This is a genomic window from Streptomyces colwelliae (genome assembly GCF_048158785.1).
Classification (GTDB): Bacteria; Actinomycetota; Actinomycetes; order Streptomycetales; family Streptomycetaceae; genus Streptomyces.
The window spans coordinates 1-14,171 of the sequence record NZ_JBLTJC010000273.1; the positions used below are offsets into that span (position 1 = coordinate 1).

14 protein-coding genes and 1 pseudogene are annotated in these 14,171 nt (G+C 69.1%); 4 read left to right on the forward strand and 11 right to left on the reverse strand.

Annotated elements, in window-relative coordinates:
- Positions 1–160 precede the first annotated feature (160 nt).
- The 3 genes from ACNFOC_RS38435 to ACNFOC_RS38445 all read right to left on the reverse strand — a co-directional run bounded on the left by ACNFOC_RS38435 (position 161) and on the right by ACNFOC_RS38445 (position 1,528).
- On the reverse strand, positions 161–259 hold the full coding sequence (locus ACNFOC_RS38435) for a 30S ribosomal protein bS22 (RefSeq protein WP_003948845.1): 99 nt from the start codon (positions 257–259) through the stop codon (positions 161–163).
- Between the two features lie 111 nt (positions 260–370).
- Positions 371–583: a helix-turn-helix domain-containing protein gene (locus ACNFOC_RS38440; protein WP_004984898.1), complete on the reverse strand. Its 213-nt coding sequence runs from the start codon at positions 581–583 to the stop codon at positions 371–373.
- A gap of 129 nt (positions 584–712) precedes the next feature.
- Positions 713–1,528 (reverse strand): phosphatase, encoded by an 816-nt coding sequence (locus ACNFOC_RS38445; protein WP_416963661.1) that lies wholly within the window; start codon positions 1,526–1,528, stop codon positions 713–715.
- A 236-nt stretch (positions 1,529–1,764) separates the two neighbouring features.
- Here ACNFOC_RS38445 and ACNFOC_RS38450 point away from each other — a divergent pair, with 236 nt between their 5' ends.
- On the forward strand, positions 1,765–2,205 hold the full coding sequence (locus tag ACNFOC_RS38450) for a spore-associated protein A (protein ID WP_416963653.1): 441 nt from the start codon (positions 1,765–1,767) through the stop codon (positions 2,203–2,205).
- A gap of 178 nt (positions 2,206–2,383) precedes the next feature.
- Here the strand turns inward: ACNFOC_RS38450 and ACNFOC_RS38455 are convergent.
- From ACNFOC_RS38455 to ACNFOC_RS38480, 6 genes and pseudogenes are all read right to left on the reverse strand, one after another.
- Positions 2,384–2,565 (reverse strand): annotated as a pseudogene (locus tag ACNFOC_RS38455) (cobyrinate a,c-diamide synthase); the annotation flags it as partial.
- The gene (locus tag ACNFOC_RS38460) at positions 2,531–4,237 is read right to left on the reverse strand and encodes a bifunctional uroporphyrinogen-III C-methyltransferase/uroporphyrinogen-III synthase (RefSeq protein ID WP_416963654.1); all 1,707 of its coding nucleotides are present in this window, start codon (positions 4,235–4,237) and stop codon (positions 2,531–2,533) included. The pseudogene ACNFOC_RS38455 and the gene ACNFOC_RS38460, both read right to left, overlap by 35 nt.
- Entirely contained in the window at positions 4,234–5,193 is a 960-nt protein-coding gene (gene hemC, locus ACNFOC_RS38465) for a hydroxymethylbilane synthase (protein WP_416963655.1), read from the reverse strand. Before hemC ends, ACNFOC_RS38460 begins: the two co-directional genes overlap by 4 nt.
- Positions 5,190–6,896 (reverse strand): glutamyl-tRNA reductase, encoded by a 1,707-nt coding sequence (locus ACNFOC_RS38470; RefSeq protein WP_416963656.1) that lies wholly within the window; start codon positions 6,894–6,896, stop codon positions 5,190–5,192. Before ACNFOC_RS38470 ends, hemC begins: the two co-directional genes overlap by 4 nt.
- Positions 6,893–7,654: a redox-sensing transcriptional repressor Rex gene (locus tag ACNFOC_RS38475; RefSeq protein WP_019061353.1), complete on the reverse strand. Its 762-nt coding sequence runs from the start codon at positions 7,652–7,654 to the stop codon at positions 6,893–6,895. The genes ACNFOC_RS38470 and ACNFOC_RS38475 overlap by 4 nt, the downstream gene beginning before the upstream one ends.
- 247 nt (positions 7,655–7,901) lie before the next feature.
- On the reverse strand, positions 7,902–8,141 hold the full coding sequence (locus ACNFOC_RS38480) for a glutaredoxin family protein (protein WP_406123599.1): 240 nt from the start codon (positions 8,139–8,141) through the stop codon (positions 7,902–7,904).
- A 114-nt stretch (positions 8,142–8,255) separates the two neighbouring features.
- On the opposite strand from ACNFOC_RS38480, the gene ACNFOC_RS38485 reads away from it, so the two are divergent.
- From ACNFOC_RS38485 to ACNFOC_RS38495, 3 genes are all read left to right on the forward strand, one after another.
- On the forward strand, positions 8,256–9,200 hold the full coding sequence (locus ACNFOC_RS38485) for an HAD family hydrolase (RefSeq protein WP_416963657.1): 945 nt from the start codon (positions 8,256–8,258) through the stop codon (positions 9,198–9,200).
- A gap of 315 nt (positions 9,201–9,515) precedes the next feature.
- Positions 9,516–10,289, forward strand: a complete 774-nt coding sequence (locus ACNFOC_RS38490; protein WP_026151088.1) for an ECF subfamily RNA polymerase sigma factor, BldN family — start codon at positions 9,516–9,518, stop codon at positions 10,287–10,289.
- A gap of 235 nt (positions 10,290–10,524) precedes the next feature.
- Positions 10,525–11,739, forward strand: coding sequence for a DUF5667 domain-containing protein (locus ACNFOC_RS38495; RefSeq protein WP_416963658.1), 1,215 nt, complete (start codon positions 10,525–10,527; stop codon positions 11,737–11,739).
- Positions 11,740–11,873: 134 nt separating this feature from the next.
- Here the strand turns inward: ACNFOC_RS38495 and ACNFOC_RS38500 are convergent, their stop codons facing one another.
- Positions 11,874–12,944: a lysophospholipid acyltransferase family protein gene (locus ACNFOC_RS38500; RefSeq protein WP_416963659.1), complete on the reverse strand. Its 1,071-nt coding sequence runs from the start codon at positions 12,942–12,944 to the stop codon at positions 11,874–11,876.
- Positions 12,945–12,958: 14 nt separating this feature from the next.
- A complete protein-coding gene (locus ACNFOC_RS38505; RefSeq protein WP_416963660.1) occupies positions 12,959–14,020 on the reverse strand; it encodes an NAD-dependent epimerase/dehydratase family protein in 1,062 nt (353 codons plus the stop codon).
- Positions 14,021–14,171: the final 151 nt, after the last annotated feature.

Here is a 14,171-nt window from a genome sequence, read left to right on the forward strand (position 1 = left end):
CCCGTGTGCGGCCAACCTAGCGGTTCGGTGTTGCGCTGTGATGACCGCCCGACCGACGAAAGTCCGGAACATAACTGTGGCCCCGGTCCGGAACATAACTGTGGCCCCCCACCGAATTCGGTGGGGGGCCACAGGAGACGCTCTCGCGGCGCCGCGTCGCCTACTTCTTGTTACGACGCTGCACGCGCGTGCGCTTCAGCAGCTTGCGGTGCTTCTTCTTAGCCATCCGCTTGCGCCGCTTCTTGATAACAGAGCCCACGACTACCCTCGCTCACTTCTCATCACTCGGTGCTGGGCATCATGGGCCCATACGACCTACAAGGGGCCAGCCTACCCGTCCGAGCGCTGAGGTCGTAATCGAGGTATCGCCTCAGGCTGTCTCCACCCCCACATAACTCTCGCGAAGGTACTCGTGTACCGCTTGCTCGGGGACACGGAAGGACCGCCCCACCCGGATAGCGGGCAGATGACCGCTGTGCACCAACCGGTACACGGTCATCTTCGACACTCGCATCACCGAGGCGACCTCCGCCACGGTAAGGAACTGAACCTCGTTCAGAGGCCTCTCGCCAGCTGCAGCCATGACACACCTGAACCTTCCGCACTCGACGGTCACCGGCTTCCCCTTCCGGTGACTCTTCGTCGTTGCGTGCTCACTCCCCAATGTAGGGGCGTGTGATGCGAGTGGGGAAGAGGTGCACCCATCGGCGGCCTACTGTGACAGACACGCTCGATTGAGTACGTAGCGGGTAAGCGGGCGGTAGTAATCGGACCGCACGGCGTCATCAAGTGGAACTGCGACGGACACCGACCCCTCGGCCTCCCCCACGAACAGCGCGGGGTCATCGGTATCCGCGAGCCCAATGGCCTCGAACCCCAGCTGACCTGCTCCGCAGACCCACCCGTGGTCCCCGATCACCAGCTCCGGAAGCACCCCGCCGGCCTCCGCCGCCGCACCCAGCACGGTACGAACCGGCAGCGGTGAGTGCGTGTGTGCGCCGGGCTCACAACCGGTGCGTTCGGGGCCTGGTTCGCGGACCAGGCCGACCCCCTGAACGTAGTCAAGGTTGTACGTGCGTAGACCGAACCGGGTCGTTATGTCGACACAGTGACCATGCGCGGGGGTGAGAACAGCACACCCCGCCGCCGACAAGGCGTCCGCCAACGCGGCGTAGAACCCGAGCAGTCGATGCGGATGACCGGTACCGAGAAGCACCGCCCCACTCCGCTCCGCTACCTCCCCCAACCGATCGGCGAAGGCATCCAACGCGGCCAAAGTCCGCTCCGGATCGATCACATCATGCCCGGAAGTGTGCGCCGGGTCGGCCGAAACCCCACACTTGTCCGCCATCAGCCCGATCAAGTCCCGCTGCCCCCATGTCCATTCGGGATCGAGTCCGATCAGCACCCGGGGATCACGGGCGGCGAAGGCGCGATAACTCCGCAGGCTCTCCTCCCGCGAGGTCGCCACGGGTCCGGCCAGCCGGGCGGCCAGCAGATGGGCGCGGAGGGCGCCGGTGCTCAACACGGGAGCGATGGTGACGGACACGGCACCCCGGCACGGCGAAAACCCCGGAAATACCGCGCGGTTGGCGTAACACCGGTGACAAGACGAAGACAGGACGGTGACAGAAACAACCACAACTGTCGTACGGGTCCCCGGGTCTCACCTTGCGTGGACGGAACGACCAACCGTCCCAAGCAAGTTGATCAACATCACCAAGGCAACATCACCAAGGCAACAACATCAACTGGGGGAACACCATGATGAAGCTGTCCCGTCGCGCCACAACGGCCGCCGCACTCACCGTCCTGGCACTCGGCGGCACGGTGGCCGCCACCGCCCCGGCCTCGGCGACCACCACCAAGGCGGCAGCCGCCACCGCCACCTACAACGGCGCCTGCGGCACCGGCTACAAGGTCATCGACTCCACGCCGGTCGGCAACGTCGGCAAGGTCTTCCTGACCTGGAACGAGTCCACCGGCAAGAACTGCGCCGTGACCATCCGCAACACCCCGGGCACGAAGATCCACATGGCCGTCGAGCTCAACATCGACGTCGACTACGAGCACAACCCGGTCGTCGACAGCGGCCAGTACACGACGTACGCCGGCCCCGTCTACATGTCCGCCCGCGGCTACTGCGCCGTCTGGCAGGGCGTCATCGGCACAGCCACAGGCAGCGACTCCGGCCACTGCGGCTGACACACAAACGCCGGGGGCGGCCCGACCGACCGCCCCCGGCAACCACTCCGCGACGTCGGCCAGCGTCCCTCGACTTCTGGACACCGGCCGGAATCACCCAGCACGGGCGGCCACTTCTCAGCACAGGCCGACACCATCCAGTACGGGCGGCCACTTCCCAGCACAGGCCCGCAAAATCCAGCCCGTCCGGCGTTTGAGGACGAGGCCGTCCAGGCCGAAGCGGGGGTCTGGGGGCGCAGCCCCCAGGGATGGGACGGGTAGGGGCGGCGGGGGCGAAAAATCCCCGAGACCCCCGCCCCCACTCACCGCAACCGACCCCTCAACCTCAGGTAGTCCGCCGCCGCCGAGCACCAGGCCGACGCTCACTGGGCCGAGTAACCGGATCCCCCGCCTCCTGAGCCGCCGCCCGCCGACGCAACCCGAAGTTCGCCAACGCCTCGGCCAACTTGTGCACAGACGGCTCGGGAGCCATCACATCCACCCGCAGCCCATGCTCCTCGGCGGTCTTCGCCGTAGCAGGCCCAATACACGCGATCACGGTCACGTTGTGCGGCTTCCCGGCGATACCGACCAAATTCCGCACCGTAGAAGACGACGTGAAGAGAACGGCGTCGAAGCCACCCCCCTTGATCGCCTCCCGCGTATCGGCCGGCGGCGGCGAGGCCCGCACGGTCCGGTAGGCGGTCACGTCGTCGACCTCCCACCCGAGCTCGATCAGCCCGGCGACAAGGGTCTCCGTAGCGATGTCCGCACGCGGCAGGAACACCCGGTCGATCGGATCAAAAACGGGGTCGTACGGAGGCCAGTCCTCCAGCAACCCGGCAGCAGACTGCTCCCCGCTCGGCACAAGATCAGGCTTCACACCAAAGGCAACAAGCGCCTTGGCGGTCGACTCCCCCACAGCCGCGACCTTGATCCCGGCAAAGGCCCGAGCATCGAGCCCGTACTCCTCGAACTTCTCCCGAACGGCCTTGACCGCGTTGACGGACGTAAAAGCGATCCACTCATAGCGCCCGGTCACGAGCCCCTTGACCGCCCGCTCCATCTGCTGAGGCGTCCGCGGCGGCTCGACGGCGATCGTCGGCACCTCGTGCGGAACGGCCCCGTACGACCGCAGCTGGTCGGAGAGCGACGCCGCCTGCTCCTTCGTACGCGGCACGAGCACCTTCCAGCCGAACAGCGGCTTGGACTCGAACCACGACAACTGGTCGCGCTGGGCGGCGGCGGAACGCTCACCGACCACGGCTATCACCGGCCGGCCACCTTCAGGAGACGGCAGCACCTTCGCCTGCTTCAGCGTCTGCGCGATCGTGCCGAGGGTCGCGGACCAGGTCCGCTGACGAGTGGTCGTACCAGCCACTGTGACGGTCATAGGCGTATCAGGCTTACGACCCGCAGCGACAAGCTCACCAGCAGCCGAAGCCACGGAGTCCAGCGACGTGGAAACCACAACCGTGCCGTCCGACGCCCCCACCTCCGTCCAGCACCGGTCCGACGCGGTACGGGCGTCCACGAACCGGACGTCCGCCCCCTGCGCGTCCCGCAGCGGGACACCGGCGTACGCGGGTACACCGACGGCCGCGGCGACACCGGGCACGACCTCGAACGGAACACCCGCGGCGACGCAGGCGAGCATTTCCTCGGCGGCGTACGTATCTAGTCCGGGGTCCCCGGACACCGCACGTACGACCCGCCTGCCGCCCCGCGCGGCCTCCATGACAAGATGTGCCGCATCCCGTACAGCGGGTAGGCCAACGGTTGTTGACGCACCGTCAACAACCGTTAGTTGAGGCGTGCCTGTGCCCGGGAACGAGTCCGAAGAAGGATCCGGATCCGGATGCACGACGGCTACGCCGGGTCGGGCGTGCGCACGTACGACGTCGAGCACCTCGTGCTCGGCGACGAGAACGTCCGCGTTCGCCAGCGCCTCTACGGCGCGCAGTGTGAGCAGTCCCGGATCTCCGGGTCCGGCACCCAGGAAGGTGACGTGCCCGTGTTCAGGACCGGCGGCGGGAAGAGTGGTGGGGCTCACTTGGCTTGCTCCCCCATCAGACCGGCCGCGCCCTGGGCAAGCATCTCGGCGGCGAGTTCGCGACCGAGCGCCAGTGCTTGGTCATGCGTCTCGGGCACGGGACCGGTGGTGGACAGCTGCACCGTACGCGAACCGTCGGTCCTGCCGACTATGCCGCGTAGGCGCATTTCCTTGACAATCTGCCCGTCGGCCAGCAGGTCGGCCAGCGCGCCCACAGGGGCGGAGCAGCCGGCCTCCAGGGCGGCGAGCAGGGACCTTTCGGCAGTCACGGCGATCCGCGTGAACGGGTCGTCGAGCTCACCGAGTGCCGCGATCAAGTCCGCGTTGTCCGCGGCACATTCGATCGCCAGGGCCCCCTGGCCGGGGGCGGGCAGAACAGTGTCGACCGACAGGAAGTCGGTCACGTCGTCGAGCCGGCCGATCCGGCTCAGTCCGGCGGCGGCCAGGACCACGGCGTCCAGCTCACCGTCCCGTACGAAGCCGACGCGGGTGTCGATGTTCCCGCGGATCGGGACCGTCTCGATGTCGAGGCCGTGGCTGCGCGCGTACGCGTTCAGCTGGGCCGTGCGCCGCGGGGAGCCCGTACCGATGCGCGCCCCGCGGGGCAGGTCGGTGAACTTCAGGGCGTCCCGGGCGACGATCACGTCCCGCGGGTCCTCGCGCTCGGGTACGGCGGCGAGCACCAGCTCCGCGGGCTGCGCGGTCGGCAGGTCCTTCAGCGAATGAACCGCGAAGTCGACCTCACCGCCGAGCAGCGCGTCCCGCAGCGCGGTCACGAAGACCCCGGTGCCGCCGATCTGCGCGAGGTGCTCGCGGGAGGTGTCGCCGTAGGTGGTGATCTCGACGAGCTCGACGGGCCGTCCGGTCACCTGGCTCACGGCGTCCGCCACCAACCCGGACTGGGCCAGGGCGAGTCTGCTCCGCCTTGTCCCCAGCCTCAGTGCCTTGCTACTCATGCTGGCCCTCGGTTCTTGCTGTTCTCAGAGTCTTGTTCAGCCCGCGAGACGGAGGCCACCGTCTCCTGGTCGAGGTCGAACAGGGTGCGAAGCGCGTCCGCGTACCCGGCGCCGCCGGGCTCGGCCGCGAGCTGCTTGACCCGTACGGTCGGCGCGTGCAGCAGCTTGTCGACGACACGTCGTACGGTCTGCGTGATCTCGGCGCGGTGCTTGTCGTCGAGGCCGGGCAGCCGTCCGTCGAGCCGGGCGATCTCGCCCGCGACGACCTCGGCGGCCATGGCGCGCAGGGCGACCACGGTCGGCGTGATGTGCGCGGCCCGCTGGGCTGCCCCGAAGGCCGCGACCTCGTCGGAGACGATACGCCGGACCGCGTCCACGTCCGCCGCCATCGGAGCGTCCGCCGAAGCCTCGGCGAGCGACTCGATGTCCACCAGCCGCACCCCGGCCACCCGGTGCACGGCCGCGTCGACGTCCCGCGGCATCGCGAGGTCGAGGAGCGACAACACCGGCGCGGGGCGCGGGATATGGGCGACCGGTTCGGGCCTGCGCCGCTCGGGGATCCGCCCGACCGTGGCGGCCATGGCGGCGAGTTCGGTGATGAGTTCGGCCTCGGCCTCGGGCGTACGCCGGGCCGCCTCACGCCGGTCGACGGCACTGCCGCCGACCCAGGCCGCGTGCTGCTCCAGCGTCGCCGCGTCCATCCCGGCCACGGCGGCCTCCCCCATCACGGAGAAGCCGGTCGCCGCCTGCACCGCGGAAAGGTCCAGCGGACACCCGTCCTCGGTCCCGACGGACGTAGGCGGAAGCTCTTCACGTACGACATCCGCTACGGCCGTACGACCGACCGTCGCGTCCTGCGACACCCGGCCCTCGACCGCTCCCGCGACCGTCTCGGCCGTGAGGACGAGTCCCGTGGCGCCCGTGCAGGACACGGCGACATCGGCACGTGTCAGCTCGAACGGCACCGAATCCATCGGTACCGCGCGGGCGGACACGTCCGTTTCCGGGCTCTCGGCGATGATCTGGGCGAGCCGCTCGGCGCGGTCGGACGTGCGGTTGGCGACGACGATCTCGGCGACCCCGGCACGCGCGAGGGTCGCGGCGGCCAGCGACGACATGGAGCCGGCGCCGATCACCAGGGCCCGTTTCCCCTTGGCCCAGGCCTCAACTGCCGTACCGGAAGAGAGCTGTTGAAGGCCGAAGGTGACCAGGGACTGGCCCGCGCGGTCGATGCCGGTCTCGGAGTGGGCGCGCTTGCCGACCCGGAGGGCCTGCTGGAACAGCTCGTTCAACAGCCGCCCGGCGGAGTGCAGTTCCTGCGCCTTGGCGAGGGAGTCCTTGATCTGGCCGAGGATCTGGCCCTCGCCGACGACCATCGAGTCGAGGCCGCAGGCCACCGAGAAGAGGTGGTGGACGGCCCGGTCCTCGTAGTGCACGTAGAGATAAGGAGTGAGTTCGTCCAGGCCGACGCCGCTGTGCTGGGCGAGCAGCGTGGACAACTCGGCGACGCCCGCGTGGAACTTGTCCACGTCGGCGTAGAGCTCGATGCGGTTGCAGGTGGCCAACACCGCGGCCTCGGCGGCCGGTTCGGCGGCGACCGTGTCCTGGAGGAGCTTGAACTGGGCGTCCGCGTTCAGCGTGGCCCGCTCCAGGAGACTGACCGGCGCGCTGCGATGGCTCAGCCCTACGACGAGGAGACTCATGCCGGCATCACGGCGGGGACGTCCCCGTCAGGGCCCTGCTCGGCGGAGTCGTCACGGCGCGCGGCGGTCGGGTGCGCCGCCTGGTTGGCGGCCTCCTCGCCGGCCTTGCGCTGCTCGTGGAAGGCGAGGATCTGCAACTCGATGGAGAGGTCGACCTTGCGGACGTCGACGCCGTCCGGGACGGTCAGCACGGTCGGCGCGAAGTTCAGGATGGACGTCACACCGGCGGCCACGAGGCGGTCGCAGACCGGCTGGGCGGCACCGGCGGGGGTGGCGATGACGCCGATGGAGACGCCGTTGTCGCTGACGATCTTCTCGAGCTCGTCCGCGTGCTGCACCGGGATGCCCGCGACGGGCTTGCCGGCCATCGCCGGGTCGGCGTCGATGAGGGCGGCGACCCGGAAGCCCCGGGAGGCGAACCCGCCGTAGTTGGCGAGTGCGGCGCCGAGGTTTCCGATACCGACGATCACGACCGGCCAGTCCTGGGTCAGGCCCAGCTCGCGGGAGATCTGGTAGACGAGGTACTCGACGTCGTAGCCCACACCGCGGGTGCCGTACGAGCCGAGATACGAGAAGTCCTTGCGCAGCTTCGCGGAGTTGACCCCCGCGGCGGCCGCGAGCTCCTCGGAGGAGACCGTGGGTACCGAGCGCTCCGAGAGTCCGGTCAGCGCGCGGAGGTACAGCGGGAGACGGGCGACGGTGGCCTCGGGAATCCCTCGGCTACGGCTCGCCGGTCGGTGAGTTCGGCCAGTTGCCACGGTGCTCCTGCGGGTAGAGCGGGGCTGTGGGCGGTCACACGTACCCAGACCGCCCCGTCGAAAGCAGGCTATGTCTTTGTGAACGCGTGCACAAAGATGGTGTCCGATTTGCCCGGCCAACGTGACCGGGGTCACGCACACGCGTCCCAGACGTATTCCAGGGGGCAAAACCGCCACACTCCTCGTAATTCCCGCCCCCGAGACCAAACCGCCGTCGATCCTAAGCGACGTTCGGGCGCGCGTTGAACTACTTGGTCAGTTCCCGGCGCAGACGTGCCTCGTCCACCCGCCAGAAGGTGTGCTGTTTCCCATCCACGAGGACGACCGGAATCTGCTCCCAGTACTCGTCGTGCAGTCGCTGGTCCTCGGTGATGTCCTTCTGCTCCCAGGGGACCCCGAGGTCGGCGCAGACCTTCTCCACGACGAGCTGCGCGTCCTCGCACAGATGACAGCCGGGCTTGCGGATGAGGGTGACGAGATGACTCATGCACACCATTCTCGCGCCACCGGTGCACTTCTTTAACGGCCCGGTCGCGGAGAGTTCACAGCCTCCGAACCTCTCGGCTCCGGAACCACCGAACAAACTGGCTATGCTCACGACATGGCCGCTCTCGGATGGCTCACTCCCCGTAGGCGCTCCGCCACGGCGCTGAGTGTGTTGGCAGGCGAGGCCTCTGCGGAGGCAGCGCGCAAGTCGTCGCAGGACGCGCAGGACATACAGGACTCCCTCGCGCCCGAAAAGCAGGCGGAGGAACCGGAGTTCCCGGTCCTCGGCGACGACAGAGCGGCCGCGTTCTTCGACCTGGACAACACCGTCATGCAGGGCGCGTCGATCTTCCACTTCGGCCGGGGCCTGCACAAGCGGAAGTTCTTCGAGACCCGCGACCTCCTCAAGTTCGCCTGGCAGCAGGCCTGGTTCAGGCTCGCCGGCTCCGAGGACCCCGAGCACATGCAGGAGGCGCGCGACTCCGCGCTCTCCATCGTCAAGGGCCACCGCGTCGCCGAACTCCAGTCGATCGGCGAGGAGATCTACGACGAGTACATGGCCGAGCGCATCTGGCCCGGCACCCGCGCCCTCGCCGAGGCGCACCTGGCCGCGGGCCAGAAGGTGTGGCTCGTCACAGCGGCTCCGGTGGAGATCGCCAACGTGATCGCCCGCCGCCTCGGCCTCACCGGCGCGCTCGGCACGGTCGCCGAGTCCGTCGACGGCGTCTACACCGGCAAGTTGGTCGGCGAACCCCTGCACGGCCCCGCGAAGGCGGAGGCGGTACGGGCGTTGGCGGCGGCGGAGGGCCTGGACCTCTCACGCTGCGCCGCGTACAGCGACTCGCACAACGACATCCCGATGCTCTCGCTGGTCGGGCACCCCTACGCCATCAACCCGGACTCCAAGCTGCGCAAGCACGCGCGCGAGCTGGACTGGCGGCTGCGCGACTACCGAACGGCCCGCAAAGCGGCCAAGGTCGGCATCCCGGCGGCGGCCGGCGTGGGCGCGGTGGCGGGCGGCACGGCCGCGGCGATCGCTTTGCATCGCCGACGCCGGTGACGCGGTAAACACAGCCAATCCACGAGTCGTACCCGCGTAACCCCCTGTCCAGTCACGTTGGCTGCACACGGCCACAACACGCCCCGGTCCCTGACTGAATTCGGACCGTTCTGATCAACAACCGGTCACTCTGCGGTACTTGATCGGGCGCCAACCGGTTACAGAAGCGACGTAATCGATGATTTGAGCAACTGGGTGTAGCAGCGCCTGTACGAAGCGTTATTCTCCTCAGACGCAATCCGGTACCCCTCCGTCGCTACGACGGGTGAATGTTCCGGTACTGCACGTGATGGAAGCTCTGCCTCTGGGAGTCCCGTGTACCCACACGTCGGGGTTGACGCCTCGGGCCTGGCTACGCTGCGCGCAACGGTCCAAGACCTGTTGCGCGGCTTCGTCCCCACCGCGTACGCCGTCCCCGCCGCCTTCGCCACCACCGCACCCGTAGGCCCGTGCTACGCACTGGCCGACGGTGGCGCCGCGGTGGGCAGACGAGGGCGCTCGGCCGGCGCCGCCACCGCACGCCGTCCGGCCGCTGACAGCGACAGCGCCCGGATGATGGACCTCGTGGAGCGTGCCCAGGCCGGCGAAGCCGACGCCTTCGGCCGCCTCTACGACCAGTACAGCGACACTGTGTACCGGTACATCTACTACCGAGTGGGAGGCAAAGCCACCGCCGAGGACCTCACCAGCGAGACCTTTCTGCGCGCCCTGCGCCGCATCGGCACGTTCACCTATCAGGGGCGCGACTTCGGCGCCTGGCTGGTGACGATCGCCCGCAACCTGGTCGCCGACCACTTCAAGTCGAGCCGCTTCCGGCTGGAAGTGACCACCGGCGAGATGCTCGACGCCAACGAGGTCGAGCGCTCCCCCGAGGACTCCGTCCTGGAGTCCCTGTCGAACGCCGCACTGCTCGACGCCGTACGGCGGCTCAACCCGCAGCAGCAGGAGTGCGTCACGCTCCGCTTCCTCCAGGGCCTCTCCGTCGCGGAGACCGCCCGGGTGATGGGCAAGAACGAGGGTGCGATCAAGACCCTCCAGTACCGGGCCGTGCGCACGCTCGCCCGGCTCCTCCCGGACGACGCCCGCTGACGGCATACGCTCGGTAGCGCCCAACTCGCGCTCAGTGAAAGTCCGTTGAGTTCGCGGTCGGATCATCCGTCGTCCGTAACCCAAGTGCCGCGCCACTCGTTGTGCGGGATACAGGCTCCCTGTGGTCACGACCTGGCCCTCCCCGATCACTCGATCGTGTGGATGTGGTCAGGCTGTGCAACCCTCAGGACCCCCTGGGGAGTCGACCGTCATGACGCGAGAGGAGGTGCCGCCAGTGATCGCGAACGTATCGGCGCACCGGCGGGCGAACGCCTTCGCCCAGGCCCTGGATGAGGAGCAGTCCGACCAGGGCACGGCGGCCGAGCAGTCCGAAGGACCGGCCCCGGCCCCGGCTGCTGCGGAACAGACCGAGCAGGGCCGCATGCTGGCCTTCGCCACCGGTCTCGGCGAGCTGCCCAAGCCCGTGCTGGACCCCGAGGTCAAGGTGGTCCAGCGGGCTCAGCTGGTCGCCGCGTTCGAGGCCATGCTGCAAGGCGAGGCACCCGCACCCTCGGTACCGGAGCAGCGCTCCCCCCGGTCCCGGGGTACGCACCGGGCCACCGGTCTGGGCAAGCTGCGACCGCGGTCCCGGCTCTCCAAGGGCCTCGCGGCCGGCGGACTGAGCGTCGGGGTCGCGGCGGGAGCCTTCGGCGGAGTGGCCGCGGCGAGCTCGGGCGCCTTGCCCGGTGACTCGCTCTACGGCCTGAAGCGCGGCATCGAGGACTTCAAGCTCAACTACCTGTCCGACGGCGACGACCAGCGCGGTGTGGCCTACCTCGACCAGGCGTCCAACCGCCTGAGCGAGGCACGCCGGCTGATCGAGCGGGACCGCAGCGGCCATCTCGACCACGAGCAGCTCGGCGAGATCCGCCGCACGCTCGCCGGGATGACGCACGACGCGTCCGAGGGCCACCGCCTGCTGCACGAGGCGTACGAGCAGGACCCGAACTCGCTGGGCCCCATCCAGGCCCTCTCCGCGTTCTCCCGCTCGCACCGCGAGGCATGGGGCGCCCTGCGCGACCGCCTCCCCGTCCAGCTCGGCGACGTCAGCGACCAGGTCTCCTCGGTCTTCGACGCCATAGACGAAGAGGTCGCCCCGCTCCAGTCGATGCTCCCCCAGCCCCCGGCGACGGCCCCCGGCACCGGCAAACACCGCGCTCCGGGTTCGACGTCCAAGGACGGCTCCACCGACACCCACCGCTCGACGACACCGAGCACGACGGACGGCTCCGCGGAGACCGGCCACTCCAGCGCCCCCACCGACTCCGCCACCACCGGCGACGGCCTCCTCGGCGGCAACACGGGCGGCCTCCTGGACCCCCCGAAGTCCTCCGGCACGGCATCACCGTCCACGAGCAAGCCGTCGATCACTGAGCCCGATGTCACGCTGCCACCGCTGTTGCCGGGTTTGCTGCCGGGCCTGGGCATCGACAGCGAGGACGCGAATTAGCCCGATGGGCGCCCTTCCAGCGAGGGGCGCCCATCGGTCTTTAGGGGCGCGGGGCTGTATTGATTTGCGGCTACCGCCGCGTGGGCGCGACCAGCCCCCACCGGCCCGCAGCCAAGGAACTTCGGAACCAAAAGCTAGAAAAACACCGACCGCCGCTGCACCAGCAACTTGTACAGCGTGTGCTGGATCTGCTCCCTCACCTGGTCCGTGAGGTTGAACATCAGCATGGGATCCTCGGCCGCCTCCGGCGGATAGCCGGCCGTGGGGATCGGCTCGCCGAACTGGATCGTCCACTTCGTGGGGAGCGGGATCGCACCCAATGGACCCAGCCAGGGGAATGTGGGCGTGATCGGGAAGTACGGGAAGCCCAGCACCCGGGCCAGCGTCTTCGAGTTGCCGATCATCGGGTAGATCTCCTCCGCGCCCACGATCGAGCACGGGATGATCGGCGTGCCCTTGCGCAGGGCCGTCGAGACGAAACCGCCGCGGCCGAAGCGCTGGAGTTTGTAACGCTCGCTGAACGGCTTGCCGATGCCCTTGAAGCCCTCCGGCATCACACCGACCAACTCACCGCGTCCCAGCAGGCGTTCGGCGTCCTCGGCGCAGGCGAGCGTGTGACCGGCCTTGCGGGCGAGTTCGTTGACCACCGGCAGCATGAACACGAGGTCCGCCGCGAGGAGCCGGAGGTGCCGGCCCGCGGGGTGGTTGTCGTGGACGGCGATCTGCATCATCACGCCGTCCAGCGGCAGCGTCCCGGAGTGGTTGGCGACGATCAGCGCACCGCCCTCCGCCGGGATGTTCTCGATGCCCTTGACCTCGACCCGGAAGTACTTCTCGTACAACGGGCGCAGCGCCGGCATCAGGACCTCGTCGGTGAGCTCCTCGTCGTAGCCGAAGTCGTCGACGTCGTAGTCCCCGGTCAGCCGGCGGCGCAGGAAGGACAGGCCGTGGGCGACCCGGCGTTCCAGGCCGCTCTGGCCGTCCTGGCCGGTCTCGTCCGGTGTCTGTTCCGGCTCGTGTTCCTCACGCGTCACAGGAACATCATCCTGCGCGAAGTCCCGGCCCGGCAGGGGCTGGACCTCACGGACCAGCGCGGGCTCGCCGTTCTTGCGCCGGTTCCCGGTGCTCCGGCGCCGCTGCGGCCGCTGCACGCCGTTCGCACGGGACCGGTCGTCGTCGAACGGAATGACCTTGGCATCCGCCATCGTTGATGCGCTCCTCAGTTGGCGCTCGGCGTCGGGGGGTGGCCACTGCCCGGCCGGGACAGCGCGGCGATCCGGTCGACGGCCCCCGCGAGGGCCTCCGGCGGCAGCAGCCCCGGGCCCTGACTCCGCGCGAAGTCCGCGAAGGTCTCGGCGGTCGTGTACTTCGGCTTGTACCCCAGCGTCTCGCGCATCTGGACCGTCGACACGACCCGGCCGTGGGTGAGCAGCCGGATCTGTTCCGGGGAGAAGTCCGTCATCCCCAGCGTACGCACCAGGGAACCAGCCCAGGTGACCGCGGGCAGCAGCAGCGGCACGGTCGGGCGGCCCAGCCGCCGCGAGCACTGGGAGAGCAGCAGGACGCCGTCCCCGGCGATGTTGAAGGTGCCGCTGTTGAGCGTGCCCCGCTCCGGATCGTGCGAGGCGATCCGCAGTACGTCGATCACGTCGTCCTCGTGCACGAACTGGAGGCGCGGGTCGTAGCCGAACACGGTCGGCAGGACCGGCAGCGAGAAGTACGACGCGAGCGGCGAATCCGCCGTAGGACCAAGGATGTTGGCGAACCGCAGCACGCACACGGCGACGTCGGGGCGGCGGCGGGCGAAGCCTCGCACGTACCCCTCGACCTCGACGGTGTCCTTCGCGAAGCCGCCGCTCGGCAGGGACTTCGGCGGGGTGCCCTCGGTGAAGACGGCCGGGTCGCGCGGGGCGGAGCCGTAGACGTTCGTACTGGACTTCACCACCAGGCGCTTGACGACCGGCGACTTCTGGCAGGCGCCCAGCAGTTGCATGGTGCCGATGACGTTGGTCTCTTTGACCGTGGTCCGGCTGCCGCTGCCCAGGGCGGTGCCCGTCACGTCCATGTGCACGACGGTGTCGGCGCCCGACTCGGCGAGCACGCGCGCGATGGTGGGCTGCCGGATGTCGGCCTGGATGAACTCCGCGCCCCCCAGATGGTGTCCCGGCGGAACCGCGTCCACGGCGATCACCCGGTCCACCCGTGGGTCACGCTGGATCCGTCGTACGAACCGGCCCCCCAGCTGTCGGGCCACTCCGGTCACGAGCACGACCTTCCCCAAGATCAGCGCCTTCCTTCTGAGTTACCCGTGTGCGGCCAACCTAGCGGTTCGGTGTTGCGCTGTGATGACCGCCCGACCGACGAAAGTCCGGAACATAACTGTGGCCCCGGTCCGGAACATAACTGTGGCCCCCCACCGAATTCGGTGGGGG